The organism is Micromonospora sp. NPDC049529, assembly GCF_055586685.1.
The window spans coordinates 1-26,112 of record NZ_JBVJHT010000009.1; the positions used below are offsets into that span (position 1 = coordinate 1).

The 26,112-nt window shown below is 73.6% G+C and carries 24 protein-coding genes; 10 read left to right on the forward strand and 14 right to left on the reverse strand.

Going from position 1 to position 26,112, the window contains the following annotated elements:
- Positions 1 to 105 precede the first annotated feature (105 nt).
- The 10 genes from ACZ6QQ_RS16595 to ACZ6QQ_RS16640 form a co-directional block, all read right to left on the reverse strand.
- On the reverse strand, positions 106 to 2,172 hold the full coding sequence (locus ACZ6QQ_RS16595; protein ID WP_465877165.1) for a xanthine dehydrogenase family protein molybdopterin-binding subunit: 2,067 nt from the start codon (positions 2,170 to 2,172) through the stop codon (positions 106 to 108).
- Between the two features lie 89 nt (positions 2,173 to 2,261).
- Positions 2,262 to 3,263 carry an FAD binding domain-containing protein gene (locus ACZ6QQ_RS16600; protein WP_465877166.1) on the reverse strand — a complete coding sequence of 334 codons (1,002 nt, stop codon included), beginning with the start codon at positions 3,261 to 3,263 and terminating at the stop codon, positions 2,262 to 2,264.
- The gene (locus ACZ6QQ_RS16605; protein WP_465877168.1) at positions 3,260 to 3,766 is read right to left on the reverse strand and encodes a 2Fe-2S iron-sulfur cluster-binding protein; all 507 of its coding nucleotides are present in this window, start codon (positions 3,764 to 3,766) and stop codon (positions 3,260 to 3,262) included. Before ACZ6QQ_RS16605 ends, ACZ6QQ_RS16600 begins: the two co-directional genes overlap by 4 nt.
- A 159-nt stretch (positions 3,767 to 3,925) precedes the next feature.
- Positions 3,926 to 5,152, reverse strand: coding sequence for an alkaline phosphatase family protein (locus ACZ6QQ_RS16610; protein ID WP_465877169.1), 1,227 nt, complete (start codon positions 5,150 to 5,152; stop codon positions 3,926 to 3,928).
- The gene (locus tag ACZ6QQ_RS16615) at positions 5,149 to 5,913 is read right to left on the reverse strand and encodes a methyltransferase domain-containing protein (protein WP_465877551.1); all 765 of its coding nucleotides are present in this window, start codon (positions 5,911 to 5,913) and stop codon (positions 5,149 to 5,151) included. Before ACZ6QQ_RS16615 ends, ACZ6QQ_RS16610 begins: the two co-directional genes overlap by 4 nt.
- Before the next feature lie 92 nt (positions 5,914 to 6,005).
- Complete coding sequence (locus tag ACZ6QQ_RS16620) at positions 6,006 to 9,371, reverse strand: error-prone DNA polymerase (RefSeq protein ID WP_465877170.1); 3,366 nt, start codon at positions 9,369 to 9,371, stop codon at positions 6,006 to 6,008.
- A 33-nt stretch (positions 9,372 to 9,404) separates the two neighbouring features.
- Positions 9,405 to 11,003: a DNA polymerase Y family protein gene (locus ACZ6QQ_RS16625; RefSeq protein WP_465877172.1), complete on the reverse strand. Its 1,599-nt coding sequence runs from the start codon at positions 11,001 to 11,003 to the stop codon at positions 9,405 to 9,407.
- A 110-nt stretch (positions 11,004 to 11,113) separates the two neighbouring features.
- Positions 11,114 to 11,866 (reverse strand): hypothetical protein, encoded by a 753-nt coding sequence (locus tag ACZ6QQ_RS16630; protein ID WP_465877173.1) that lies wholly within the window; start codon positions 11,864 to 11,866, stop codon positions 11,114 to 11,116.
- Between the two features lie 131 nt (positions 11,867 to 11,997).
- Entirely contained in the window at positions 11,998 to 12,447 is a 450-nt protein-coding gene (locus ACZ6QQ_RS16635; protein WP_465877174.1) for an SAV_6107 family HEPN domain-containing protein, read from the reverse strand.
- A gap of 902 nt (positions 12,448 to 13,349) precedes the next feature.
- Positions 13,350 to 13,886, reverse strand: a complete 537-nt coding sequence (locus ACZ6QQ_RS16640) for a DinB family protein (protein ID WP_465877175.1) — start codon at positions 13,884 to 13,886, stop codon at positions 13,350 to 13,352.
- 110 nt (positions 13,887 to 13,996) lie between these two features.
- On the opposite strand from ACZ6QQ_RS16640, the gene ACZ6QQ_RS16645 reads away from it, so the two are divergent.
- Entirely contained in the window at positions 13,997 to 14,284 is a 288-nt protein-coding gene (locus tag ACZ6QQ_RS16645) for a hypothetical protein (protein ID WP_465877177.1), read from the forward strand.
- 20 nt (positions 14,285 to 14,304) lie between these two features.
- Here the strand turns inward: ACZ6QQ_RS16645 and ACZ6QQ_RS16650 are convergent, their stop codons facing one another.
- Positions 14,305 to 14,889: a hypothetical protein gene (locus ACZ6QQ_RS16650; protein ID WP_465877178.1), complete on the reverse strand. Its 585-nt coding sequence runs from the start codon at positions 14,887 to 14,889 to the stop codon at positions 14,305 to 14,307.
- Positions 14,890 to 15,122: 233 nt separating this feature from the next.
- Between ACZ6QQ_RS16650 and ACZ6QQ_RS16655 the strand changes: the two genes are divergently transcribed.
- Positions 15,123 to 16,181, forward strand: a complete 1,059-nt coding sequence (locus tag ACZ6QQ_RS16655) for an EamA family transporter (RefSeq protein ID WP_465877179.1) — start codon at positions 15,123 to 15,125, stop codon at positions 16,179 to 16,181.
- Positions 16,182 to 16,233: 52 nt separating this feature from the next.
- Here ACZ6QQ_RS16655 and ACZ6QQ_RS16660 read toward each other — a convergent pair whose 3' ends face one another.
- Positions 16,234 to 17,073 carry a M55 family metallopeptidase gene (locus ACZ6QQ_RS16660; RefSeq protein WP_465877180.1) on the reverse strand — a complete coding sequence of 280 codons (840 nt, stop codon included), beginning with the start codon at positions 17,071 to 17,073 and terminating at the stop codon, positions 16,234 to 16,236.
- Positions 17,074 to 17,330: 257 nt separating this feature from the next.
- Between ACZ6QQ_RS16660 and ACZ6QQ_RS16665 the strand changes: the two genes are divergently transcribed.
- The 7 genes from ACZ6QQ_RS16665 (at position 17,331) to ACZ6QQ_RS16695 (ending at position 22,954) form a co-directional block, all read left to right on the forward strand.
- Positions 17,331 to 17,819 carry a YbaK/EbsC family protein gene (locus ACZ6QQ_RS16665; protein WP_465877181.1) on the forward strand — a complete coding sequence of 163 codons (489 nt, stop codon included), beginning with the start codon at positions 17,331 to 17,333 and terminating at the stop codon, positions 17,817 to 17,819.
- Complete coding sequence (locus ACZ6QQ_RS16670; protein WP_465877182.1) at positions 17,816 to 18,652, forward strand: monooxygenase; 837 nt, start codon at positions 17,816 to 17,818, stop codon at positions 18,650 to 18,652. The genes ACZ6QQ_RS16665 and ACZ6QQ_RS16670 overlap by 4 nt, the downstream gene beginning before the upstream one ends.
- Before the next feature lie 38 nt (positions 18,653 to 18,690).
- Complete coding sequence (locus ACZ6QQ_RS16675; protein WP_465877183.1) at positions 18,691 to 18,819, forward strand: hypothetical protein; 129 nt, start codon at positions 18,691 to 18,693, stop codon at positions 18,817 to 18,819.
- Between the two features lie 13 nt (positions 18,820 to 18,832).
- The gene (locus tag ACZ6QQ_RS16680) at positions 18,833 to 19,423 is read left to right on the forward strand and encodes a GNAT family N-acetyltransferase (RefSeq protein ID WP_465877184.1); all 591 of its coding nucleotides are present in this window, start codon (positions 18,833 to 18,835) and stop codon (positions 19,421 to 19,423) included.
- A 16-nt stretch (positions 19,424 to 19,439) separates the two neighbouring features.
- Positions 19,440 to 20,213 carry a carotenoid biosynthesis protein gene (locus tag ACZ6QQ_RS16685; protein WP_465877185.1) on the forward strand — a complete coding sequence of 258 codons (774 nt, stop codon included), beginning with the start codon at positions 19,440 to 19,442 and terminating at the stop codon, positions 20,211 to 20,213.
- Positions 20,210 to 21,349 carry a glycosyltransferase family 2 protein gene (locus tag ACZ6QQ_RS16690; RefSeq protein WP_465877186.1) on the forward strand — a complete coding sequence of 380 codons (1,140 nt, stop codon included), beginning with the start codon at positions 20,210 to 20,212 and terminating at the stop codon, positions 21,347 to 21,349. Before ACZ6QQ_RS16685 ends, ACZ6QQ_RS16690 begins: the two co-directional genes overlap by 4 nt.
- A 108-nt stretch (positions 21,350 to 21,457) precedes the next feature.
- The gene (locus tag ACZ6QQ_RS16695; protein ID WP_465877187.1) at positions 21,458 to 22,954 is read left to right on the forward strand and encodes a phytoene desaturase family protein; all 1,497 of its coding nucleotides are present in this window, start codon (positions 21,458 to 21,460) and stop codon (positions 22,952 to 22,954) included.
- A gap of 44 nt (positions 22,955 to 22,998) precedes the next feature.
- Here the strand turns inward: ACZ6QQ_RS16695 and ACZ6QQ_RS16700 are convergent, their stop codons facing one another.
- Together ACZ6QQ_RS16700 and metF are read right to left on the reverse strand one after the other, a co-directional pair.
- Complete coding sequence (locus ACZ6QQ_RS16700; RefSeq protein ID WP_465877188.1) at positions 22,999 to 23,679, reverse strand: CDP-alcohol phosphatidyltransferase family protein; 681 nt, start codon at positions 23,677 to 23,679, stop codon at positions 22,999 to 23,001.
- 44 nt (positions 23,680 to 23,723) lie between these two features.
- Positions 23,724 to 24,641 carry a methylenetetrahydrofolate reductase [NAD(P)H] gene (gene metF, locus ACZ6QQ_RS16705; protein ID WP_465877189.1) on the reverse strand — a complete coding sequence of 306 codons (918 nt, stop codon included), beginning with the start codon at positions 24,639 to 24,641 and terminating at the stop codon, positions 23,724 to 23,726.
- A 266-nt stretch (positions 24,642 to 24,907) separates the two neighbouring features.
- Between metF and ACZ6QQ_RS16710 the strand changes: the two genes are divergently transcribed.
- The gene (locus ACZ6QQ_RS16710) at positions 24,908 to 25,990 is read left to right on the forward strand and encodes a polyprenyl synthetase family protein (RefSeq protein WP_465877190.1); all 1,083 of its coding nucleotides are present in this window, start codon (positions 24,908 to 24,910) and stop codon (positions 25,988 to 25,990) included.
- Positions 25,991 to 26,112 lie beyond the last annotated feature (122 nt).

The following is a 26,112-nucleotide window of genomic DNA, read 5'->3' on the forward strand; positions in this document are numbered from 1 at the left end:
CCCCCCCCTCCCCCCCCCCCCCCCCCCCCCCCCCCCCCCCCCCCCCCCCCCCCCCCCCCCCCCCCCCCCCCCCCCCCCCCCCCCCCCCCCCCCCCACCCCACCCCCTACAACCGCCCCAAAAACTTGTCCAACGTCAGAGGCAGATCCCGCACCCGCACCCCCGTAGCGTGGAACACCGCATTCCCGACAGCCGCCGCCGTCCCCACGATCCCGATCTCGCCCATCCCCTTCGCCCCCAATGGATTCACGTACGGATCGTGCTCGTCGACCCAGTACGCCTCGACCGAATCCACATCCGCGTTGCTCGCCACGTGATACTGCGCCAGGTCCTGGTTCACCACGTGCCCGAACCGCTGGTCGAACACGCTCTGCTCGTGCAACGCCATCGACAGCCCCATGGTCATCCCGCCGACCAACTGCGACCGCCCGGTCTTCGCGTTGATCACCCGCCCGACGGCGAAGACGCCGAGCAGCCGGGACACCCGTACCTCGCCGGTCTCCTCGTGCACCCGTACCTGCGCGAACTGGGCGCCGAAACTGTCCATGGCGAACTTCCCGACGTGCGGGTTGTCCGGCATCCCCGCCTCGACCGTCAGCCCGTCCGGCGGCACCTGCCCACCGTGCCGCTCGGCCAGGGTCCGCCGGAACTGTTCGGCCGCCGCCACGATGGTCGACCCCCAGTTGGTGATCCCGGTCGAACCACCGGCACCCGTCGCCATCGGCAACGCGGTGTCCCCGATGACGAGATCGACGGCGCCGACCTCCACCCCCAGCGCGTCGGCCGCGATCTGGGTCAGCGCGCTCCAGGCACCGGTGCCGATGTCGGCGGCGGCTGTCTCGACCGTGTACCGGGCATCCGTACCGAGCCGGATCCGGGCCACCGAGCCGGGAAAACTCAGCACCGCGTACGTCGACGCGGCCATCCCCGTACCGATCAGCCAGCCCGCCTCCCGGCGGCTGCGCGGCGTCGGATCGCGCCCCTCCCAGCCGAACCGCCGGGCCCCCTCGCGCAGGCACTCGACCAGGTTCCGGCTGGAGAACGGCAGGCCGGTGGTGGGGTGCACGGTCGGCTCGTTGCGGATCCGGAACTCGACCGGGTCCAGACCGCAGGCGATCGCCATCTCGTCCATCGCCGACTCCAGCGCCCACATCCCCGGCGCCTCCCCCGGAGCGCGCATGATGCTCGGCGTCGGTACGTCCAGCGTCGCCAGCCGCTGGGTGCTGCGCCGGTGCGGGGCGGCGTAGAGGCTCTGCGTCATCCGGGTGGCGTGCTCGGCGAACTCGGTCAGCCGGGAGGTCTGCTCCACCGACCCGTGCTCGATCGCCACCAGCCGGCCGGTGCCGTCGGCGCCGAGCCGGACCCGCTGGATCGTCGGGGTGCGGTAGCCGACCTGGGCGAACATCTGCTGCCGGGTGAGCGCGAACTTCACCGGCCGACCCGGCAACATCCGGGCGCCCATGGCGGCCAGCACCACGTCGGCGCGCGGCAGCACCTTGGAGCCGAAGCCGCCGCCGACATGCCGGGAAATCACCCGGACCCGGTCGTCGTCGAGCCCGAACAGGGCCTTCACCACCTGCTTGACCCGGTAGACGCCCTGGCTGGAGACGTAGAGGGTGAGCCCGGCGTCGGTCCAGTGGGCGACCGTGCTGTGCGGCTCCATCGGATTGTGGTGGACCATCGGCGTGGTGTACGTGACATCCAGGGTGACCTCGGCCGAGGCGAGCGCGGTGTCGACGTCGCCCTGACTGGCCTCGATCGGAAACTGGGGCAGCACCTGCGCCGGCACCGAAAGGTCGGTACGGTCCACCCGCAGGTCCAGGTCGGGCTGCTCGGCGGCGTAGGTGAACCGGACCAGGCCGGCGGCGTACCGGGCGGTCTCCGGGGTCTCGGCCAGCACCGCCCCGATGAACTGCCCCCGGAAGGCGACCCGATCCGACTGCAGGATGGCGTGCTCGCCGCTCTCCACCCGGTCCAGTCGGGGCGCGTTGTCGTGGGTGAGCACGGCCAGCACCCCCGGTTCGGCGCACGCGGCGACGGTGTCGACCGAGGTGATCCGGCCGGTGGCGATGGTCGACTGCACCGGGTACAGGTACAGCGGCGCCTCGACCGGGTGCTCGAAGGCGTACCGGGCCAGGCCCCGTACCTTGTCCGGGCCGTCGATCCGACTCATCGGCCGGCCCATCGCCCTCGGCGCGACCGTCGTCGGTCCTCCCGCCGTCGGTTGTCCCGCCGTCGGTTTTCCCACGCCGCCGTCGGCGTTCACCGGCCGTCCTCCGCCGCGTCCGCGCTCAGGTCGAGCAGGGTACGGATGACCAACGCGCGGGCCAGCGGCACCTTGAACGCGTTACCGGGCAGCGGCCGGGCGGCGCCCAGTTCGGCGTCGGCGGCCTCGGCGAAGCTCTGCGCGATCGCCGGGGCGCCCCGGAGCAGTTCCTCCGCCCGCAGCGCCCGCCACGGCTTGTGCGCCACCCCGCCGAGGGCGAGTCGCACGTCGCATACCACCCCGTCCACCACGTCGACCGCCGCCGCCACCGAGACCAGGGCGAACGCGTACGACGCCCGGTCGCGTACCTTGCGGTAGCGGGAGTTCGCGGCGAACCCGAGCGGTGGCAGCTCCACATTCATGATCAGCTCGCCGTGTCGCAGCACGGTGTCCCGGCCGGGTTCCTCACCGGGCAGCCGGTGCAACTCGGTGACGGGAATGCTCCGGTCGCCGTCCGGCCCACGGGTGCGCACCACCGCGTCGAGCGCGGCCAACGCGACCGCCATGTCCGACGGGTGGGTGGCGACGCACTCCGCCGAGGCGCCGAGGATCGCCAGGTCCCGCTGGTGCCCCTCGCGGGCCGAGCAACCGGTGCCGGGCACCCGCTTGTTGCACGGGGTGGTGATGTTCTGGAAGTACGGGCAGCGGGTGCGCTGGAGCAGGTTCCCGCCGGTGGTGGCGAGGTTGCGCAACTGACCCGAGGCACCGGCGAGCAACGCCTGGGAGAGCACCGGATAGCGGGTACGGATCGTCGGGTCGGCGGCCAGTTCACTGTTGCGTACCGCCGCGCCGACCAGGATCCCGCCGTCGGGCAGGTCCTCGATCCGCTCGGAGGTGAGCCGGCGTACGTCGACCAGCAGCTCCGGCGTTGCCACCCCGAGCTTCATCAGGTCCACCAGGTTCGTCCCGCCGGCGAGATACGCCCCGTACGGCGCCGCCGCGAGCATCCGTACCGCCTGCGGCACGTCCTGCGCCCGCAGGTAGCGCAGCGGTCTCATCGCCGGGCCACCCGGGCGATGGCGGGCACGATGTTGGCGTACGCGGCGCAGCGGCAGATGTTGCCGCTCATCCGTTCCCTGATCTCCGCCTCGTCCAGCACCACCTCGACGTCACCGGCGGCGGTCACCGCGCTCGGCCAGCCCGAGTCGACCTCGTCCAGCATCCCGACGGCGGAGACGATCTGGCCGGGGGTGCAGTAGCCGCACTGGAAGGCGTCGTACTCGACGAACGCCTCCTGCATCGGGTGCAGGGCGCCGTCCATGGCCAGTCCGGCGGCGGTGACGATCTCGGCTCCGTCGTGCGCCACGGCGAGGGCGAGGCAGCTGTTGGCCCGCCAGCCGTCGAGCAGGATCGTGCAGGCCCCGCACTGCCCGTGGTCGCAGCCCTTCTTCGGGCTGGTGATGCCGAGCCGTTCCCGCAGCGCGTCCAACAGCGTGGTCCGGGTGTCGACCCCCAGCGTGTAGGCGATCCCGTCCACCCGCAACGTCACCTCAACATCCACACCCGCCCCCTAAAAGCACCCAAAACAACCCCAATTCAACACCTCCCACCTCACCCCCACCCCTTGATCGCGCTAATACAGAGAAAGAGGGGCTATCCGGCGTGGGATAGCCCCTCTTTCTCTGTATTAGCGCCGCGCAGTGGCGCGCGGGGTGGGGGGTCAGGGGCGGGAGAGGAGGAGGGGGATGGTCATCTCGGTGGCGGTCCAGGAGCCGTGGTAGGCGACCAGTTTCGCCTCGATCGGGGCGTCGGTACGGCTCGCCAGGACCGCGTACGACTCGCGGCAGCAGACGACCACGTCACCGATCCGGGCCAGGTGCTCCTCCGGCACCGGGCCGAACCAGCCCGCGGCGACCGCCTCGGCGCGGGGCGCCACCCACGCCGCCGGCCCCAGCACCTCGGTCCAGGCGGCCAGCACGTCGTCCACCGCACCGGGCTCGGTGTGCAGGTAGCGGACCCTCGGCTCGCCCGCCACCACCCGGACCCCGGCCCGCAGCCGGGGATCGAGATCGAGATCGAACCGCCGGTCCGGCGGCACGTCCAGCTGCCCGTGGTCGGCGGTGACCAGCAGCGCGGCATCGGCCGGCAGGCCGTGGACCAACCGGTCGAGCAGCCGGTCCAGCTCCGCCGCCGCGCCGCGCCAGGCCGTCGAGTCGACCCCGGTCAGGTGCCCCTGCTGGTCCAGGTCCGGGTGGTAACCGGAGACCAGGGTCGGACCGGGACCGTCGGTGAGCGCGGCCAGCATCTCGGTGGCCAGCGCGTCCACCCCGGACGCACCCCGGTAGGCACCACCGGAGTTGGCCGCCACCGTCAGGCCGCTGCCGGCGTACTCGGGGCGGCTCACCACGGTCACCGCCACCCCGGCCGCCTCGGCCAGTTCGAGCTGGGTCGGCAACGGCTGCCAGCGGCGGGGATCCGGGTCCGGGGAGCGGGGGTCGCCGGCCGTACCGGACCAGTTGATGTGGGTGAGCACCCGGTCGCTGCCGGGCACGTTGACCCGGAAACCGAGCACCCCGTGCGCGCCGGGCGCCGCCCCGGTGCCGAGACTCACCAGACTGGTCGGGGTGGTCGACGGGAAGCCGCTGGTCAACGGCCGGCCACCGCGGGCCGCCAGGTCGGCCAGAACCGGGGCGTACGGGGCCGCGGTGGGCAACTGGTACCAGCCGAGCCCGTCGACCAGGAGGACGGCGATCCGGCGTACGCCGGCCAGTGCGGCGACCAGCCCCAGTGGATCGGCCGCACCCGGCACCCCGAGCACCGCCAGCACACTGGGGAGCAGGTCGGCGAGGCTGTCCCCGCCGTACTCCGGTCGGACGAGGTCCAGCGGACCACGGGCACCGAACGGGCCGGATGGGCCGGATGGGCCGGACGGGACGGGGCCGGTCATTCGGGGCGGCGGGCGAAGAGGTGCAGCTGGGCGGCCATGTCCCGGTACGGCGCGCGGGACGCGGCGGCGAGTTCCAACTCCAGCAGCGCCTGCGGGTCGCCGTCGGCCGAGGCGGCGGGGATCAGGTCGGCGAAGACCCGTACGCCATGGGTCTGCTCGACCCGCAGCCCGGCGGTGCCGAGCAGCGCGGCGGCGGTCTCCGCGTCGTAACGCCGACGCAGCGTGTCCCGTGGCCCGGCGCACCCGTCCGGGTCGGCGAGCAGCGCGGCGGCGACGTCGAGGTGCCCGTTCATCGCCCGGCTGAGTACGGCCGCCGCCCGGCTCGCCACCAGCACACTGGCCGCCCCACCGGGGCGCAACGCGGTCGCCACCGCCGCCACCACGTCGGCCGGATCGTCGACCACCTCCAGTACGGCGTGGCAGAGCACCAGATCGGCGGCGGCCGGCTCGACCAACCCGGCGAGGGCGTCGCCGTCCCCCTGCACCGCCCGGATCCGGTCACCGACACCCGCCTCGGCGGCCCGCCGGGTCAGCGCGGCGAGCGCGTCCGGGCTGGCGTCGACCACGGTCACCCGGTGGCCGGCCTCGGCCAGCGGTACGGCGAAGCCGCCGGTGCCGCCGCCGACGTCCAGTACGGTCAGGGCCCGCCCGGCGAGCCGGTCGAGTTCCCGGCGCAGCACCGCCCAGACCACCGCGGTACGCGGGGCCGGGTACGGTCCGGTCGCTGGCGCCGGCCGGCCGCGGACCGCGCCGGAACCGATCTGTGTTCGCTCCACCGGACGAGCCTAGGCCACCGGTCCGGATCACCGATCGGGAGAATCCGCCCGGCCCCGCCGAAGCAACCCCGAGCGGGTCAGCGGAAGTCGCGGGAGGCGGGCGTGACCGGGGCGGTGATCGCGTCCAGCCGGTCGGCGATCAGGTTCGTCACCCCCTCGGCCCGCTCCAGCCGACCCCGCACGACCAGCGCGTTGCTCGTCCGGGCCACCTTCCGGTAACGCTGCCACAGCCCCGGCGAGCAGATCACGTTCAGCATGCCGGTCTCGTCCTCCAGGTTCAGGAAGGTCACCCCACCGGCCGTACCCGGTCGTTGCCGGTGGGTGACGATGCCGCCGACCCGGACCCGCCGACCCGACTCCACCCGGCCCAGCTTCGCGATCGGCACCGCGTCGAGCGCGTCGAGCCGGTCCCGGACGAACCGGGCCGGATGGCTCTCCGGGGAGAGCCCGGTCGCCCACACGTCGGCGACCAGCCGGTCCACCGCCGCCATCCCGGGCAGGGTCGGCGCGGTCGCCCCGGCCACCGTGCCCGGCAGCCGGCCCGGTTTCTCCTGCGCCGCCGCGCCGGCCGCCCAGAGCGCCGCCCGCCGGCTCAGCCCGAAACAGGCGAAGGCGTCCGCGGTGGCCAGCGCCTCCAGCTGCGCGGCCGGCAGGCCGACCCGGCGGACCAGGTCCGGCATGTCCGCGTACGGGCCGTGCGCGGTCCGTTCCGCCTCGATCCGCGCCGCCAGGTCGGCGCCGACGGTGCGGACCCCGGCCAGCCCCAGCCGCACCGCCGGACCGCCCAGCCCCCACCGGTGCGGCGGCTCACCGGCCGCGCTGCCCCACCGGGTCTGCTCGGTGGACTCCAGCACCGCCTGCGCGCCACTGGCGTTGATGTCCGGGCGGCGTACCTCGACCCCGTGCCGGCGGGCGTCGTCGACCAGGGTCTGCGGCGAGTAGAAACCCATCGGCTGGGCGTTGAGCAGCGCGGCCAGGAACGGGGCCGGGTAGTAACGCTTCAACCAGGAGGAGGCGTAGACCAGGTAGGCGAAGCTCATCGCGTGGCTCTCCGGGAAACCGAAGTTGGCGAACGCGGAGAGCTTGACGTAGACGTCGTCGGCGACCTCCCCGGTGATGCCGCGCTCGGCCATGCCGGCGTAGAGGCGGTCCCGGATCAGCGTCATCCGCTCGGTCGACCGCTTCGACCCCATCGCCCGGCGCAACTGGTCGGCGCCGGCCGCGTCGAACCCGGCCAGGTCGATCGCGAGCTGCATCAGCTGCTCCTGGAACAACGGCACCCCGAGCGTCTTCTCCAGCGCGTTGCGCATCAGCGGATGCGGGTAGGTCACCTTCTCCTGCCCGTTCTTGCGCCGGATGTACGGGTGCACCGAGCCGCCCTGGATCGGGCCGGGCCGGATCAGCGCCACCTCGACCACCAGGTCGTAGAAGACCCTCGGCTTGAGCCGGGGCAGGGTGGCGATCTGGGCCCGGCTCTCCACCTGGAACACCCCGACCGAGTCGGCCCGGCAGAGCATGTCGTAGACCTCGGGGTCGTCCAGCGACATGCTGCTCAGGTCCAGGGTGGACCCGATCATGTCGTACGCGTAGTGCAGCGCGGAGAGCATGCCGAGCCCGAGCAGGTCGAACTTGACCAGCCCGGCGTTGGCGCAGTCGTCCTTGTCCCACTGGAGCACGGTGCGGCCGAGCATCCGCCCCCACTCCACCGGACAGACCTCGATCACCGGCCGGTCGCAGATCACCATGCCACCGGAGTGGATGCCCAGGTGCCGGGGGAAGGTCTGCAACTCGTTGGCGTACGCGACGACGTGCTCGGGGATCTCCTCGACGTCCACGCTCGCCACCGCACCCCAGCGGTCGATCTGTTTGCTCCAGGCGTCCTGCTGACCGGGTGAGAAGCCGAACGCCTTGGCGATGTCCCGCACCGCCGACCGGGGCCGGTACGAGATCACGTTCGCGACCTGCGCGGTGTGCTCCCGGCCGTACTTCGTGTAGAGGTATTGGATCACCTCCTCGCGTCGGTCGGACTCGATGTCCACGTCGATGTCGGGCGGCCCGTCGCGTTCCGGGGCGAGGAACCGTTCGAAGAGCAGGTGGTGGCGGACCGCGTCGACGTTGGTGACCCGCAGCGCGTAGCAGACCGCCGAGTTCGCCGCCGAGCCGCGCCCCTGGCAGTAGATGTCGTTGCGCCGGCAGAACGTGACGATGTCGTGCACCACCAGGAAGTAGCCCGGAAAACCCAGCTCGTCGATCATCTTCAGCTCGTGTTCGAGCTGCTCGTACGCCCTCGGGTGGGCCTCGCGCGGGCCGTAGCGCTCCAGGGCGCCGTCCATCGTCAGCCGGCGCAGCCAGCTCATCTCGGTGTGGCCGGCCGGCACCCGGTGGGCGGGCAGGTCGGGCGCGACCAGTTGCAGGTCGAAGGCGAGCTCGGCGCCGAACCGGGCGGCCCGCGCCACCGCACCGGGGTAGTCGGCGAACCGGGCCGCCATCTCGGCCCCGCCGCGCAGGTGCGCGGTGGCCGCCGCCGGCAGCCAGCCGTCGAGTTCGTCCAGGCTGCGCCGGGACCGGACGGCCGCCAACGCGGTGGCCAGCCGCCGCCGTGACGGGGTCGCGTAGTGCACGTTGTTGGTGGCCACGGTGGGCAGCCCGGCGCGGGCGGCCAGGTCGGCGAGGGCGTCGTTGCGGTCGGAGTCGGTCGGGTCGCCGTGGTCGGTCAGCTCCACCGCCACCGTCTCCGCGCCGAAGAGCGCGGTCAGCCGGTCCAGTTCCCGGGCCGCCGCGTCGACCCCCTCGGTGAGCAGGGCCGCCGGCACCGGGCCCTTGCGGCAGCCGGTGAGCACCAACACGTGGTCGCGCAGGTCGGCGGCGACCTCCTCCAGGTCGGCGGCGATCGGGCCGTCGCGGTGGGCGCCGTAGACCGGGCGGCCCTTCTCGCCGCCGCGCAACTGGGCGCGGGCGATGGTCCGGGCCAGCCGGGCGTACCCCTCCGGGCCGTGCGCGAGCACCAGCAGGTGCCGGCCGGCCGGATCCGGTTCACCGTTGGCCGGTCCGGGCAGGCCGAGGGAGAGTTCGGCACCGAAGATGGTCGGCAGGTGCAGCGCCCGAGCCGCCTCGGCGAACCGGACCACGCCGTAGAAGCCGTCGTGGTCGGTCACCGCGAGCGCGGTCAGCCCCAGCCGGGCCGCCTCCTCGGCCAGCTCCTCCGGGTGGCTGGCGCCGTCGAGGAAGCTGAAGTTGGTGTGCGCGTGCAGTTCGGCGTACGGGACGGTGCCGTCGGGAGGGCTGATCGGCCGCGCGGGTGTGGCGTACCGTTCCCGCCGTCGGCTGGCCGGTGCCTCGTCGGCGAGCGGGTCCACCACGTGCAGGTGGTCGCCCGCCCGGCGCCGGCCCGACAGTGTACGTTCCAGCTCCGACCAGGGCATCTTCGGATTGTGGAAGCTCACCGGCGGGCACCCGCTCCCGGTCCGGCGGTGTGCTCAGTCATAGACCGCCTCCACCGCCCACCGGCCACCGGCGAGGGAGAGCAGCAGCGCGCCCCCGTCGGCGAGCCGGACCTGGAAGCGGGCCCGTCGCCGGGACTCGGCCGGCGCCCACCACCGTTCGTCCAACGGCCAGGGCCCGGCCCAACCGACGATCTCCACCGGTACGGCGGTGCCCACCACCAGCCGGACCGGGGCGGCGCTGACCTGCAACCTGGCGGTCACCGTGACCGGCTCGCCCGCGTTGTCGTAGACCTCGGCCGGCAGCGGCGCGGAGAGCACCACCGCCGGTGCCGGCGGTGGCATCCGCCCCGGCCAGGGTGGCTCCGCCGGGCGGCCGGGGGTTCGCTCGTCACCCCACGGCACCAGCCGGACCCGGTCGGCGTGGGACCGGCCACCGCCGAGCACGGCGGTGAGCACCGAGTCGGGGCCGAGGATGCCCTGCACCCGGCTCAGCGCCCGGTGCGCCCGCTCCCGCTCGGCACCGGTCTCGCCCCACAGTCCCGGTTGCAGGCCGGCCTGGGCCAACAGCCCGTCGGGGATCAGCCGCAGCCGGATGATGCCCGAGGTCGGTCGGGGCGGGGCGGTCCGGCCGCCGGCACCGGGGCGCCGGTTGGTCCCGGAGAGCCAGCCGTCGAGTTGCCAGCGCACCCGGTCGGCGATGGCGGCCGGGGTGAGCAGGCCGTCGTGCCGCCAGACCCGGTGCAGTTCCTGGCCGTGCTCGGTGACCGCCTCGATGCCGAGCCGGGTGCAGGCCAGCGCGTGCCCGGCGAGCGTCTCGTGCAGCCGTTCGGCGAGGGCACGGGCGGCGAACGCGGCGGCGTCGACCCGGTCAAGCGGTTCGTCGTACGTCTCGGTCACGGCCAGGTCGGGCGGCGGGCGGCGGACCGCGAGCCGCCGGTGGTCGCGGCCGGCCGCCAGCCGGTGGGCGAGTGCGGCGTCGAACCCGAACCGGGCCAGCACGTCGCCCGTGGGCAGGGCCGCGAAGTCGGCCAGGGTACGCAGTCCGAGCCGGCGCAGCAGGTCGGTCAGGGCCGGTCGGGCGAGCGCCTCGACCGGCAGGTCGGCGAGGAATCGGGGAGTGCCGCCGGGCGGGACGATCTGCCCGGTGCGGGCGGCCAGACCGGCGGCGAACAGCCCGTCGGCGATGCCGACCTGGCTCTCCACCAGGCAGGTCTGGGCGATGTGCTCGACGATCCGCTCGGCGGCCTGCTCCTCGCCGCCGAAGTAGCGGGCCGGGCCACGGACGGCGAGCGCGCAGGCACCCGGCCGGATCACCTCGACCCCGGCGGCCACCTCCTCGACCGCGGCGACCACCGCCTCGAAGGCGCGGGCGTCCCGGCCGGGATCGTGGTCGACCACGACCAGTTGGGGGCAACGGCTCTGCGCCTCCCGTTTGCGCAGCCCACGGCGCACGCCCTCGGCTCGGGCGGCGGCGGAGCAGGCGTGGACCCGGTTGGCGTGCAGTACGGCGACCGGCGCGGACGCCGGCACCCCGTCGACGATCTCGGCCGCGATGACCGGCCAGTCCGGGCACCAGACGAGCAGGGTCCGCACCGGTGCCGGCTGCCCGGTGTCCCCCGTCCCGCCCGCCATCACACACCCCCTCGACCAGCCCCGTCGAACCACCTTAGAACATGTGTTCGATTCTTGTTTCGACAGGGCTGCCCGCCGGATGGAAGCCTCCGCTCACCCGGCCGGGTGGATCACTGCCCGACCAGGGTGAGCGCGGTACGCCGGGAGGTCGGCTCCGGCCAGGTCGCGGACGGTCCGACCATCCGGGCGCCACCGACCGGCTTGATCGTGCGGGTGGCGTCGTCGCCGGGCATCCAGAGCTTGATCTCCTTGGGGCGGGCGGCGGCTCCCCGTCCTCGGGCGGAGACGGTCACCTCGCGTCGACGCAGCCTCCCCCGGCCCTGGCCGAGCCCCTCCCAGGCGCCCGCGACCACCCGGAGGGTGACGTCGGCGCCGGCCCACTGGCCGTACGGGAGGAGTACGCAGCCGCGCTGCCGGGCTCGGGCGGCCAGTCGGTCGGTGACCGAGGCGCTGACCGGGCCCGGAACGGCGACGACCACCACGTCGACCCCGTCGATCAGGGCGGCGACCACGGTTGCCCACTCCGGCCCGGGGGTGGGTACGAGGGCGAGCCGGTCCAGCGCGATGCCGAGTTCGGCTGCCGCGACCATGCCGAGCGTCGGTACACCGACCACCGCGCACCACGAACCGGCGCGGGATGCCTCGGCGAGCAGGGCCAGCAGCAGTGAGGTGCCACCGCTGCGGGCCGGTTGGCCGGTGCCGACCGCCACCGTGCTGCCCCGGCGCAGTCCCCGGTTGGGCAGCAGGCCGATCAGTTCGGGCAGCACCGGCAGCGTCCGGTGGGCACCGGCGGCGTCCGGGGCGCTCGCCGGCCGGACCAGGTCCGCCAGTGCGGCCGACCCGACCGTCATCCGGCCCGCCATGGGCTCACCCACCCCCGTCTTTATCTGTGCTGCCGCCGTCGGTCCGTACGAGATCGTGATGCTGCCGCCGTTCGATCCGTGCGAGCTCCGTGGCGCTGTCGCCGGTCGATCCGTGCGGATGCGGTTACCGCTCAGGCGGCGAGTCCGTCGAGGGCGGGTTGGTGGGACAGGCCGAGTGCGGCCTCGACCACGGCCACGAACTGCTCGGCCGAGCGGAGCAGGTCGTCGGCCTCCCGCGCGGTCACCACCCGGGGGATGCCGGCCTCGGCGGCGGCCCGCTTGGTCGCGCCGGTGGCGAAGTAGGTGGCCCACTCCCCCATCTCGGGCGCGACGAGCACGAGCAGGGCCCAGACGCTGGTGACCCGGTTGCGCCGGGTGGGTGCGGGACGGGCACGGGCGGCGAGCATCGCCGCGGCGGCGCGCAGGGCGGCCAGGTGGGCCGCGGCGTACCGCAGGCCGTCGGGTCGGGTCTGGGCGGCTTCCGCCAGCCCGCGCCGGGCGATCACGAGCAGCTGGGCCGGAGTCCGGTGCGGCAGTATGTGCGCCGGCACCGTCGGCACCTGAACCGGGCTGGTCGGCATGGGACTCTCCTCCGCGTCGCCGCCGTGTCGCCACCGGTCGGGCGGGGAGCCCGGATGGCCACGCACTGTCGATTAGCCCGCTGCGGAGGAAGACGCACCGGTGGTGCCGGCCGGATGTGGGTGCTTCCCCACACCGCACCCGGCCGGCTGACCCGGCGGGGTCACCGCCCGCCGCCCGGGGGTCGTGGGCGGCGAACGGTGATCCTGCCTTGGTGGCCCGGGCAGGGGCGCCCGGGACCCGTGCGGTCCGCGGAACCGCACGCCGGGAGCTACGCCGCGAACGCCGCTCCCGGTGGTTAGGACGAGCGTTCGACTCAATCGAACACGCGTTCTAACTACTGATGACAGTACACCTCGCCACCGACAAAAACGCAACCATCGCGACACCGGTCCCGAACGCCCCCGACAGCGCCGGCCACCGCCCACCCGTACCGATGCCGACCAGGTCCGGGACAGGCCCGGAGCCGGGGAAACCGGGCCTGTCGGCGCGGACGCCACCCGGCGACCGCACCCCTGGCGGGATAGACCGGGATCAACCCACGCCCGCCCCGGCCACCGCCACGCGGCCGCCGACGGGGACCGGTCCAGCTTGTTTCACGACCCGGCCGTACGAGCTTCATCTGCCCTTCCCCCGATCATGGGTATGGCCTGACTAGCCTCCGCTGTGTTGATCAACGGTTTCCCGAATCAGGGCAATCGGGATCACCCACCCCGCCCCGGTGATCCACCGGCACCGCCGTCCCGGGCGGTGTGAACGGGCGCCCGGCGTCGGCCCCACGAGGGGCGACGTCGTACGCGTGGGCCCGCCGCTGATGCCGCGGCCGGGCCCACGCGGCGCATCCCGTCGCCGCACCGGTGAAGACGCGGTTCGCCGGCACCGAGTGAAGACGCGGTTCGCCGCGCTACTCGCCGGTCGTGCCGTCGATCAGCTCACGGGCGATGTCGAGGTGGCCGACGTGCCGGGCGTACTCCTGGAGCAGGTGGAACAGGATCCGCCCGAGCGCGGGCGCCTGCTCCGCCGTGGGGAACCGGCCACCGGTCCGGGACGGCGTGGCCAGGTCCCCGGCGTCGGTCGCCAGGGACCGGGAACGGCGTACCTCGTCCCAGTAGGTCGCCAGCACCGCGTCCACCGGTTCGTCGGCGGCCACCCGCCACTCGGCGTCGTCGTCGCCGGGCGGGTAGGCCACCACGTCCTCGGCGGTGAAACCCCAGCGCATCCACCGGCGTTCGACCCACCCCAGGTGTCGCACCAGGCCGAGCGGCGACCATCCCAGAGGCTCGACCGGCGTACGCAGCTGCGCCTCGGAGAGTCCGTCGAGCTTGCGCAGCAGCGCGTCGCGGTACCAGTCCAGATAGCCGAGCAACAGCTCGCGGGAATCGGTGACGTCGACCGGCGGCCCGTCCAGGAGCGCGGGGAACCGCTCCGCTGGTGTCTGCATGATCCGACCGTAGAGCAGACCACCGCCCACCGCACCGAGCCGCCGACCGTACCCCGGGTTCTCTCCCTTCGGGGTCGAGCGTGGTGGTACCCGAATGCCACGATGTGTACGTGGTAGACGGGGACGAGCCGAAGATGGCTTGGCGGCTCTTCGTGGGGTTCGTCGCCGCGACCGAACTTCCGAACCAACTCGCCATGGGCGGCTGGCACGCCGACGTGATCGGCTCGGTGCTGGCCCTGGTCGTCGGGATAGCGATCTGGGACATACTCGACCTGCTCCTGAGGATGGTCCGCCGGCTCCGCAAGCGGATGAACGAGCGCCGCATGCTGTTCGTCATCCCCGAACCGCCCCCACCCGCCACGAGGGACCGCACCCGTCGACCGTCACCGGGCAGCTAGCACGACCACATCCCGGCCGGTCACGGCCCCGATCGCTGCCAGGTGCGTCGCCAGCGGTCGGCTTCGTCCGGGTGCCGGAAACGGGCGGAGGGCGCGGCCGGACCATCGGGGTGGACCCCGCACCGGGTACACGCCCGGGGCCTGGGGCGATTCGTGCCGCAGACAGTGCAGCGTCCGGGATCGACGGTGCCGGCGCGGTGCGCGGCGACGACCCGACCCACCACTGTGGCGAGCGGTTCGTCGGGATGGTGGGTGAAGTCCGGGCAGTAGGCCAGCGAGGACCACCATCCGAACAACCACCGGCTCGACTCGACCGGGCTGCGCTGTCCGGCGGCCTTTGCCCGGCGGCGGTCGGCGACCGCGACGGCGGCGTACCCGCGCACGAGTTGTCGGGCGGCAGCGACTTCGTCCACCGCACGGACCAGCGCGTCCGGGTCGTCGTCGAGCCGGAATGGGATGCGCGCCGAACGGACCAGATGGTGCCAGGTCGCGCGGAAGCCGTACGGCGGGAAGTTCAGTGTGCAGGCGCGCAACGCCCAGAGCCGGTGGTGCACCGGCAGGTCGGTGTCCCGGACCCGGCGGGCCTCGGCTGGGAAGCTGCTCATCTGGTCACCGACGCTGCCACGGCTGTCGTACTCCTTGGGATGATCGAGTTGGGGGTGAGCGAGTTCGCGGCCTTCCGGATACCGCCCTACATCATGCCCCCGACCCACCAGAGGGCTGGCGGAACCGGAGGGGGATCCGGTGGCCGGCCCCGGTACGTGAGCGGGCATCCGAACCCGGGGAGTAACGGCCGGGTGATGGTTGGCTCCTGACCGGGAATCGGTAGCCTCAGCCGGTGACCACTCGCAACCCGGCTCTCGGCGTGATCATGGTGCTCGCGGCCAGCGCGATGTTCGCGGTCAACGGCACCGTGTCGAAGCTGGTGCTGCGCGCCGGCATCGAGGCACCGCAGCTCACCCTGATCCGGGCGGCGGGTGCCTTCACCGGACTGCTGCTGCTGAGCGTGCTGCTGCGTCCGGGCGTACGCCGGCTCCGGGTCACCGTCCGCGACCTGCCGCTGCTGATCGGGTTCGGCCTGGCCGGTTTCTTCCTCACCCCGATGCTCTACTTCGTGGCGATATCCCGGCTGCCGGTCGGGATCGGGCTGCTGTTCGAGTACACCGCCCCGCTGCTGGTCGCGCTCTGGGCCCGGTTCGGCCAGCACCAGCGGGCCCGCCCCCGGCTCTGGCTCGGGCTGGCCGCGAGCCTGCTGGGGCTGGCCTGCGTGGCCGAGATCTGGGGGTCGTTGAACCTGGACGGGATCGGCGTACTGGCCGGGCTCGGGGCGGCCGTGGTGCTCGCCTGTTACTACGTGCTCGGCGCCCGGGGTGTGCAGCAACGGGACACCCTCTCCCTAACCACCTGGGCGTTCGGCGCCTCGGCCGTGGTCGGCCTGCTGACCAGGGCGGTCACCGTCGGCACCGGCGGTTGGGAGCCGCTCGGTACGCGCAGCGGCGGCGTACCGGTGCTGCTGCTCTGCGCGTACGTGGTGGTGCTCGGCTCGATCGTGCCGTTCCTGCTGATCTCCGGCGCCCTTCGGCACCTGCCGGCCACCAGCGTCAGCATTCTCGGCATGGCCGAACCGGTGATCGCCTCGGTCGTCGCCTGGCTCACCCTGGGCACCACCGAATCCCTCACCCCCGTCCAGATCACCGGCGGCCTGGTAGTCCTAGCCGGCGTAGCCCTAGCCGAAACCGCCCGCCTCCCCCCACCCCCCACCACCCCCACCCACCCCTCCAACCCCACCCACCCCACCCACCCCACCCACCCCACCCACCCCACCCACCCCACCCCGCCCACTCGCCCCGTTGATCATGAAGTTAGCTACCTCGAAACCGGCGATCCGGCCCGCTAACTTCATGATCAACGCAGAGAGACCGGGCGGGGTGGGGGAGGAATTGGGAGGGTTAGGCGGGTTTTATTTGGGCTAGGTGGGTGAGGAGTTGAATCAGGCGGTGGGCTTCGGCGATGTCCTGGGCGGTGAAGGTGACAGTGCGCGCGCCGGGGGCGCGGGACACTCCGGGGATGAGGGTCGCCAGGTCGACGGTGGCCGGGGCGTACAGATCGACCTCCACGGTCAGCGGTCCCGCGATGGTGAACGGCGGCACCTGACCCCGGTTGCCGATCGCCCTGGTGGCCGCCGCGCGGAGGCGTTCCCGGGCCTCCTCGGGATGGATCGTCTCGGCTGCCGCCTGACCGAGCGCGACCTTCACCGGCACCGTCACCGCAGTCGGGACCAGGGCGGTCAGCTCCGCACAGGCGGCGTCGTCGCCGCCGAGCAGGACCACCGGCGCGCCGTGGTGTCCGGCCAGGGCGGCGTTGAGCCCGATCTCGCCCATCGACCGGCCGTTGATCCGCAGGTCGAGCACCGCGTCGCTGATCGTGTGGGCCAGCACCGCCGGGCCGGCACCCGCACGGGCGTGATAGCCGACGAAGAGAACCGCCCCGGTGTCGTCGTCGAGTCCGCCGAGCATGCCGAGTGCGCGCGGCCGACCCCGGACCAGCCGGGCCCGCCGGTCGAGTTCCTCCGGCAGGATGTTGCGGAACGTTCCGTGCGCGTCCGCCACCCGCACCGCCGCCTCCGGTACGGCCTCCAGCACGCCCTCGATCACGGCGTTCACCTCGGCCGTCATCAGCCGACGGCCCCGTTCGTAGTCGTACCGTTCCGGATTGGTCTCGGTGGGGTGCACAACTCCCGTGACGCCCTCCATGTCGGCCGAGATCAGTACCCGCAGTGGTGTCGTCATCGGGCCAACATAGATCCGTCCACGCCCGCCCGCGCCCCGACGTGCGCGGGCGGGACGGGCAGCCCGACCCGGTGTGGACGCCCGGTGGACGCACATCGGCGAGCCACGCATCAGCGACACCCGGTCAGCTCTGCCCAGGAGGCCGGCCACGCATCAGCGACACCCGGTGGGCCCTGCACGGGAGGCGGGCCACGCATCAGCGACACCCGGTGGGCCCTGCCCGGGAGGCGGGGCGGTCGCTGGGCAAGATAAGGGGCATGCAGCTTCATGCCAACGTGCAAGCGGTGCAGGACGTGCTGGACCGGGCGGACGCGCGGGACGGTTCCGGGGCGCCGGTCCGGGTCCGGATCCTGCCCGAGGCGGTGCACACCGCCGCCGCGGCGGCCACCGCCCTCGGCATCGAGGTCGGCCAGATCGCCAACTCGCTGGTCTTCGACGCGGACGGCGGCCCGCTGCTGGTGCTCACCTCGGGCGCGCACCGGGTCGACGTACCCCGGCTCGCCGCCACGCTCGGCGTGACCACGCTCAAGCGGGCCACCCCGGAGTTCGTCCGCGAGCACACCGGGCAGCCGATCGGCGGCGTCGCCCCGGTCGGGCATCCGGGCGTGGTCCGTACCCTGGTCGACACCGCGCTCGACGAGTACACCGAGGTCTGGGCCGCCGGTGGCGTACCGCAGGCCGTCTTCCCGACCACCTACGCCGAGCTGCTGCGGATCACCGCCGGCACCCCCGCCGAGGTGGCGTGAACCCGGTACCCGAGCTGGTCACCCTGCATGTCTGGCGGATACCCCGCCGGGCGGTGCCGCGTGCGCTGGTCCGGATGGCGGTCGACCGGCGCCGGCTGCGGGCCACCCCCGGCGTACGGTTCGCCAAACTGCTCGGCACCGGCACCGGCGGGAGCAGTGGCAACGGGAACAGCGGCGGAAACGGCGGGTTCGGGCCGGCGGATGCCGATCTGACCCGCTGGGCGGCGCTGGTGGTGTGGGCGGACCCGGCGAGGGCGGCCGACTTCGACAGCAGCCCGGTGGGTCGGGCCTGGGCCCGGATCGCGCTGGCCGGTGTCCGGCTCGACCTGCGCCCGCTGTCCAGCCGGGGCCGCTGGGCCGGAACGGAACCGTTCGGCACCCCGACCGGCCGGAGCAGCGCGAACGGCACCCCGACCGGCCGGAACAGCGTGGCAGGCCGGAACAGCGCGGACGGCGGATCGGTCGACCGGGACGGCTCCGACGGCGGGGCGGTGCTGGCGCTGACCCGGGCCCGGCTGCGGCCGAGCCGCGCGGCGACGTTCTGGCGGGCCATCCCGGCGGTCGCCGCCGCACTGCCGGACACTCCCGGCCTGACCGCCCGGTTCGGCATCGGCGAGGCGCCGCTGGGCTGGCAGGGCACGGTCACCGTGTGGCGCAGCAGCGCGGACCTGCTCGCCTTCGCGTACCGTCAGCCGGAGCATCGCCACGCGATCATGCGCACCCCGACCGAACGCTGGTACGCCGAAGAGCTCTTCGCGCGGTTCGAGGTGCGCGCGGTGCGTGGTGATCGGACCGTGCTGGACTGGGCCGGTCACGATGGTGACCCGGCGTGATGGTGGCCGGGTCACGGGGTTGGCCGAGGATCGTGACGGTGGCGGGAGTCGTGCCGGTGGCCGAGGCAACGGCGTACGGGCCGGGCGCCGTCACGGCGGTGACGACGGCGGCGAACACGGCAGGCGACGAAGTGGCAGGCGACGAACTGACGGCGGTGGCGCAGTGAGGAGCGGACAGGCATGAGGCTGGTGCCGTGGCAGCCGGACGATCTCGTTCGGCGACTGGACGACGTGGTGACGGTCTACGGCGAGGCGATGAGCTACCGGGCCGAGTTGCTGGAGGCCCGCCGGGGCTACATTGCCACCCACGTACGTCGCCGTGGTTTCCGGGCGGTGGCCACGCTCGCCAACGACGGGCGGCTGGCCGGCTTCGGCTACGGCTACCACTCGTACTCCGGGCAGTGGTGGCACGACCAGGTGTACGCGGCGCTGCCCGACGATGCCCGCAAGACCTGGTTCACCGACTGCTTCGAGGTGGTCGAGTTGCACGTCCGGCCGGCGGCCCAGGGGCACGGGCTCGGCGCCCGGCAGTTGTCCGCCCTGCTGGCCATGGTGCAGGCGCGCACGACGCTGCTCTCCACCCCGGAGGCGGACGAGCGGCAGTCCCGCGCCTGGCGCCTCTACCGGCGGTTCGGGTTCGTCGACGTGCTGCGCGACTTCCACTTTCCCGGTGACGAGCGCTCGTTCGCCGTACTCGGCCGGGAACTGCCGCTGGATCCGCGACCGGAGCGGCGCGGTGGACCCGACGAGCCGGGTACGACACCCGGATAACCGGCCGGAGGATCGATTGGACCGGACCCGGTTGCCGTGGCTGCTGCTGGTCGTACTGGTGCTGGCGCAGATCGGCTACCCGCTCACCCAGGGTCCGGACCGGGCCCGGTTGACCATAACCACGGTTGTCCTCGGTTACCTGCTGTCGGTGGGTCACGCCCTGCTCAGTCGGGGCCCGCGGACCGCCGCCACGCTGATCGTGGTCACCACGGTCGGTGGTTGGGCGGTCGAGGCGCTGGGCGTGACGACCGGGTTCCCGTTCGGCGCCTACGACTACTCCGGGCAGCTCGGTCCGAAGCTCGGCGGCGTACCTTTGGTGATTCCGCTGGCCTGGACCTGGATGGCGTGGCCGGCGTGGTTGGCGGCGGTCCGGCTGACCGGGCCGGGCGTCGGGCGGGTCGCGCTGGCCGGACTCGGGCTGGCCACCTGGGATCTCTTCCTCGATCCGCAGATGGTCGCCGAGGGTTACTGGACGTGGCGGCATCCGAGCCCGGCGCTGCCTGGTGTGCCCGGTGTGCCGATCGGCAACTACCTGGGTTGGCTGCTGGTCGCGGTGCTGCTGATGACCCTGCTGGCCCGGTTCGCCCCGACCGCACCGGCGCCCGGCGGCGTCGACACCCCGATGTACGCGCTCTACCTCTGGACCTACGCCTCCAGTGTGCTCGCCCACGCGGTCTTCCTCGACCTGCCCGGCTCGGCCGGTTGGGGGGCGCTGGCCATGTCGGTGGTCGCGGTGCCGCTGGCCGGCACCCTGGCCCGCCATCACCAACCCCATCGGGTACGGGCATGAGCTGGGCCGACTCCGCGCCGGCCTGGATCGTCACCGCCGCCGTCGCCGGGCTGACCCTGCACGGTCTGGTCAACGCCACCCGCTGGCTGCGCCGGCCGCCGACCGGGGCCACCGTCGACGAACCCGTCTCGGTCCTGCTGCCGCTGCGCGACGAGGTCCACCGGCTCACCCCGTGCCTGCGTTCGCTGCTGGCCCAGCGGGGGGTGGCGAACCTGGAGATCGTGGTGCTGGACGACGGTTCCACCGACGGCACCGCCGACCTGGTCCGGGAGGTCGCCGCCGGTGACCCGCGACTGCGGCTGCTCACCGGGTCCCCTCAACCGCCCGGCTGGCTCGGCAAGCCGTACGCCTGCCAGCAGCTCGCCGACGCCGCCGTACCCGCCTCCACCGCCCTGGTGTTCGTCGACGCCGACGTGGTGCTCGCCCCGTACGCCGTGGCCGGTGCGGTGACCGAATTGCGTACGGCACGGGCGGCGCTGCTCACCCCGTACCCCCGGATCGTGGCCGGGTCGATCGGTGAGCGGCTGGTCCAGCCGTTGTTGCAGTGGACCTGGCTGACCTTCCTGCCGTTGCGGCTGATGGAACGGTCCCCGCGCCCGTCGCTGGCCGCCGCCGGTGGGCAGTTCCTGGTGCTGGACCGGGACGGCTACCGGCGGGCCGGCGGACACGCGGCGGTACGGGACCGGATCCTGGAGGACATCGAGCTGGCCCGTGCGGTGAAACGCGCCGACGGCCGGATCGCCCTGGCCGACGGTTCTGCCCTGGCCGAGTGCCGGATGTACCACTCGTGGGCGGAACTGCGCGACGGTTACTCCAAGTCGCTGTGGGCGTCGTTCGGCTCACCGGTCGCCGCGACGGGCGTGCTGGTCCTGCTCCTGCTGTGCTACACCGTGCCGCCGCTGCTGGCGGTCGGGGCGGCGATCGCCGGGGCGGCGCCGCTGGCCTGGGCGGCGTTCTGCGCCTACCTGCTGGGCGTGGCGGGTCGGCTGGTCAGCGCGCGGGCCACCAGTGGCCGGGTCTGGCCGGACGTATTGGCACATCCGCTCTCGGTCGCGCTGCTCGGTTGGCTGACCCTGCGGTCGTACCATCTGCACGGGCGGCAACGCCTGTTCTGGCGCGGCCGGCCGGTGCCCTGACGGCCGCCGGACGGGTTCCGGGTCGACCGACCACCCGGCCCACGGCCCGCCGAGGCGGCCACCGGTGCGGCCGCCAGCGCTGCCGACCTGCCTGAGGAGGCGTACGGGGTGAGTCGAATCGTCGTCGTCGGTGCCGGGGTCGGTGGGCTGGCCACGGCGGCCCGGCTGGCCGCCGCCGGGCACGAGGTCACCGTCTTCGAGCGGTCCGACACGGTCGGTGGCAAACTCGGCCGCCACTCGCGGGACACCCCGGCCGGTACGTTCCACTTCGACACCGGCCCGAGCCTGCTCACCCTGCCGCAGGTTTTCGTCGACCTGTTCCTGTCCACCGGCGCGAAGCTCGACGAGTACCTGGACCTGGTGCCACTGGACCCGATCGTCCGGCACCATTTTCCGGCGCTGGGCGGCGCGGCCGCGACCGTGCTCGACTCGTGCGCCGAGCCGGGCGCCTTCGCGGCGCGGATCGGCACCGTCTTCGGCCCCGACGCCGAAGCCGACTGGCAGCGGCTGTGGCGGCGGGCGGGCCGGATCTGGCAGGCCGCCTGGCGGGACATCCTGCGCCGCGACGTCCACTCCCCGCTCGACCTGGCCCGGCTCGCCTGGCGGCTCGGTGACCTGGCCGCCATCCGCCCCGGTCAGAGCCTGCGCGGACTGGGCCGCGCGCACCTGCGCGACCCCCGGCTGCGGATGCTGCTGGACCGGTACGCCACCTACACCGGCGCCGACCCGCGCCGGGCACCGGCCGCACTCGCCGCGGTGCCGTACGCCGAACTCGCCTTCGGTGGCTGGTACCTGCGCGGCGGTCTCGGCTCACTCGCCGACGCGCTGCTCTCCCGCTGCCTGGACCTGGGCGTGGTGGTGCAGACCGGCAGCACGGTCACCGCGATCGACGCCGCCGGTGGCCGGGTGCACGGGGTACGCGTCGCCGGCAGCACCGCCCCGGTGCCGGCCGACGTGGTGGTGGCCAATGTGGACGCGCTCACCGTCTACCGGGACCTGCTGCCCCGCCCGGACCGGCTCGCCGGGCTGACCGACCGGAGCCTGGCCGGTTTCGTGCTGCTGCTGGGCGTACGCGGGTCGTCCGGGTTGGCGCACCACAACGTGTTCTTCCCGACCGACTACGACGCCGAGTTCGACGCGGTGTTCGGCGATCCGGGACGGGGCGTACCGGCCCGACCGGCGCCGGACCCGACGGTCTTCGTCACCGTCGCCGACGATCCGGCCGTCCGGCCGCCCGGCCACGAGTCCTGGTTCGTGCTGGTCAACGCCGCGAGGCAGGGCCGTTCGCTGACCTCGGTCAACTGGCGGCGCCCCGGACTCGCCGACGCGTACGCCGACCGGATCCTCGACGTGCTGGCGAAGCGCGGCACCGACGTACGTGACCGCCTGCTCTTCCGCGAGGTCCGTACGCCGGCCGACCTGGCGACCGCGACCGGTACGCCCGGCGGCGCGATCTACGGTACCGCCGGTGGCCTGCTGCGCCCGACCAACCGGGGCCCGGTGCCCGGACTGTTCCTGGTCGGCGGCTCGACCCACCCCGGCGGCGGTCTGCCGATGGTCACCCTCTCGGCCCAGATAGTCGCCAACCGGATCGGCCCCGCCTGACCACCTCCGTCGGGAGGAAGGGTTCTGTCATCCACGCCGACCCGCTAGAGCAGGGACCGACGAACCGCACCCAGCAACTGCACCAGCCCGAACCCCGCCAGCAACACCCAGACGGAGGCGACCACCGTGATCGTCCCCGCCGCCACGTCGAAGGAGAACGTCCGCGCCGCCCCCGCCGCCACCAGCCCGACCAGCGCCACCAGCACCCGACTCGGCCGCTCCCCCACGGTCACCGCCCCGATCTCCCGCATCCCGGCCGACACCGAGCGGGCCCGGACGTACTCGTGCAACCAGGAGAGCGCCCCGGCCGCCACCACCAACGGCCCCGGGGCTCCGAGCAGCCAGAACGCGATCAGCCAGGCGGCCTCCCCGACCCGGTCGGCGACCGAGTCGTAGACGTACCCGAGGCGGGTGGTGCGGCCGGTGACCACGGCGAGCGCCCCGTCGACACTGTCGGCCACCGCGGCGAGCAGGACCAGACCGGCGGCGATGAACGGGCCACCCGGCTCCCGGAGCACGACCACCGGCACGAGCACGCAGAACAGGGTGCCGACGACGGTCACCGCCGTCGGTGACACCCGGAACCGACCGAGCAGGTGCCCGATCTGGTACGCGAACCGCAGCCAGCCCTGCACCGTCGGCGCGGCCCGGCGCGGGTCGAAGTCACCGTGCAGCCGCGCCCAGGTGGCCGCGTACTCGTCCCAATCCAGCCGGGTGCCCGCCACGGGTCAATTGTCGGTGCGGGCGGGGACCCGTGCGGGCGGGTTGCTCACACCTGGGCGCCGACCTGGAGGTTCTGCCAGATCTCGCGGGTCGCGGTGGACCGGTTGAAGGTGATGAAGTGGATGCCGGGGGCACCCTCGGCGAGCAGCCGCTGGCACATCTCGCTGGTCTGCTCGATGCCGAGTGCGCGGACCGCGTCCGGATCGTCGGCGACCTTCGCGAACCGGGCCGCCAGGGCCGGCGGGAACGGCGCCCCGGACAGCTGCTCGGACCGCTCGATCGTAGTGATCTTGGTTACCGGCATGACGCCGGGCAGGATCGGCGTGTCACAGCCGGCCGCCGCGACCCGGTCCCGCAGCCGCAGGTAGTCGTCGGCGTCGAAGAACATCTGGGTGATGGCGAAGTCCGCCCCGGCCCGGCACTTGCGGATGAAGTATTCGGTGTCGGTCACCACGTCCGGCGAGCGCGGGTGTTTGTACGGGAACGCCGCCACCCCGACGCTGAAGTCACCGGACTCCCGCACCAGCCGGACCAGGTCCTCGGCGTACAGCACGCCCTCGGGGTGCCGGACCCACTCACCGGTCGGGTCACCCGGCGGGTCCCCGCGCACCACGAGCAGGTTGCGTACGCCCACCCCGGCGAGCCGGCCGACGATGTGGCGCAGCTCGGCGACGGAGTGGTTGACGGCGGTCAGGTGCGCCATCGGCAGCAGCGTGGTGTCGGTGGCGATCCGCTCGGTGACCGCGACCGTGGTGTCCCGGGTCGACCCGCCGGCCCCGTACGTGATCGAGACGAAGGACGGCTGGAGCGACTCCAGCTCCCGGATCGCCTGCCAGAGCAACCGCTCACCCTCGGCGGTCTTCGCCGGCCCGAACTCGAAGGAGAACGACGGTCGGGGCCCACGAACCAGGTCCCCGATCGCGGGTTGCGGATTGGGGAGAACAGAGGGGAGACCGAGCGCCACCCAACGACCTTACCGGCCAACCGGTCCGAATGTCCGCACCTTCCCATTTACCGGCCGGTCGGCCCGGTACACCGACCGGATCGGCGGGCACCCCGGCGGGAATCCCGGTCCCGTCCGGCGAGGGATCTCCCGGTACGGGACGGCGCCGGATCCCGGTATGGACCGGCGTGCGGAGGTACACCCCGGCGGCCGTAGCCGGATCGCCCCGGTCGCACCGCGACCGGGGCGCGCAGGCGGGTCCCCCGGGCAACGGCTAGCGTCAGGGCGTGACCGATGCTGCCCCCGTCCCGCCCGTGGACCGCGCCGGCCTCCGGCAACGGACCGACCGGGCGCTGGCCGACTTCCTCGCCGGCCAGCGCGCCTGGCTGGCCGGCGCCGACGACGCCCTGCTGCCGGTCGCCGAGGCGCTGGAGGCGTTCGTGCTGCGCGGCGGCAAGCGGCTGCGTCCCGCGTTCGCCTACTGGGGTTACCGGGGTGCCGGCGGCGTCGACTCCGACCGGGTGGTCGCCGCCCTGGCCGCGCTGGAGTTCGTCCAGGCCAGCGCGCTCATCCACGACGACCTGATGGACCGTTCCGACACCCGGCGGGGTGAGCCGGCGGTGCACCGCCGGTTCGCCGCACACCACCGGTTCGCCGGCTGGGTCGGCAACGCCGACGGATTCGGTGACTCGGCCGCCATCCTGCTCGGTGATCTCTGCCTGGTCTGGTCCGACCAGTTGCTGCACGGCGCCGGGCTGGACCCGTACCAGGTGCACCGGGCCCGGCCGGTCTTCGACGAGATGCGGACCGAGGTGACCATCGGCCAGTACCTGGACGTGCTCGCCCAGGCGTCCGGCGACACGTCGGTCGAGCGGGCCGGCAAGATCGCCCGCTACAAGTCGGCGAAGTACACGGTCGAGCGGCCGCTGCTGCTCGGTGCCGCGCTCGCCGACGCGCCCGCCCCGCTGCGGGAGGCGTACTCCGGGTACGGGCTGCCGCTGGGCGAGGCGTTCCAGCTGCGCGACGACGTACTCGGGGTGTTCGGCGACCCGCGCCAGACCGGCAAGCCGGCCGGTGACGACCTCCGCGAGGGCAAGCGGACCTTCCTGGTGGCGGCGGCCCTGGAGACGACCGACGCGACCGGGCGGGCGCTGCTGACCAAGCGGCTCGGCGATCCGGCGCTCGACCCGGACGGGATCGACCAGCTCCGCGAGGTGATCGCCGGCAGCGGGGCGCTGGCCCGGACCGAGGAGCGGATCACGACGCTGACCGACACCGCGCTGGCCGCGCTGGACCGGGCCGAGATGGCCGCCGAGGCCCGCGAGGTGCTGGTCGACCTGGCCATCGTCGCCACCCGCCGATCCCTCTGACCACCGGCCGGGCCGACCTGACCACCGGACGGGCCGACGCCGCCGCCGGGCGGGCACCGACCGGACATCCACGGCCAACCGGACGGCAACCCGCTCGATAGATCGACGTCAACGGGCGGTGC

Excerpts from the sequence above, each read along its gene's own strand:
- ACZ6QQ_RS16690 (WP_465877186.1), top strand. The coding sequence starts at position 20,210 with ATGAGCTGGGCCGACTCCGCGCCGGCCTGGATCGTCACCGCCGCCGTC.
- ACZ6QQ_RS16600 (WP_465877166.1), bottom strand. The coding sequence starts at position 3,263 with ATGAGACCGCTGCGCTACCTGCGGGCGCAGGACGTGCCGCAGGCGGTA.
- ACZ6QQ_RS16650 (WP_465877178.1), bottom strand. The coding sequence starts at position 14,889 with ATGAGCAGCTTCCCAGCCGAGGCCCGCCGGGTCCGGGACACCGACCTG.
- ACZ6QQ_RS16635 (WP_465877174.1), bottom strand. The coding sequence starts at position 12,447 with ATGCCGACCAGCCCGGTTCAGGTGCCGACGGTGCCGGCGCACATACTG.
- ACZ6QQ_RS16625 (WP_465877172.1), bottom strand. The coding sequence starts at position 11,003 with ATGGCGGGCGGGACGGGGGACACCGGGCAGCCGGCACCGGTGCGGACC.
- ACZ6QQ_RS16680 (WP_465877184.1), top strand. The coding sequence starts at position 18,833 with ATGAGGCTGGTGCCGTGGCAGCCGGACGATCTCGTTCGGCGACTGGAC.
- ACZ6QQ_RS16630 (WP_465877173.1), bottom strand. The coding sequence starts at position 11,866 with ATGGCGGGCCGGATGACGGTCGGGTCGGCCGCACTGGCGGACCTGGTC.
- ACZ6QQ_RS16640 (WP_465877175.1), bottom strand. The coding sequence starts at position 13,886 with ATGCAGACACCAGCGGAGCGGTTCCCCGCGCTCCTGGACGGGCCGCCG.
- ACZ6QQ_RS16665 (WP_465877181.1), top strand. The coding sequence starts at position 17,331 with ATGCAGCTTCATGCCAACGTGCAAGCGGTGCAGGACGTGCTGGACCGG.
- ACZ6QQ_RS16595 (WP_465877165.1), bottom strand. The coding sequence starts at position 2,172 with ATGAGTCGGATCGACGGCCCGGACAAGGTACGGGGCCTGGCCCGGTAC.
- ACZ6QQ_RS16660 (WP_465877180.1), bottom strand. The coding sequence starts at position 17,073 with ATGACGACACCACTGCGGGTACTGATCTCGGCCGACATGGAGGGCGTC.
- ACZ6QQ_RS16610 (WP_465877169.1), bottom strand. The coding sequence starts at position 5,152 with ATGACCGGCCCCGTCCCGTCCGGCCCATCCGGCCCATCCGGCCCGTTC.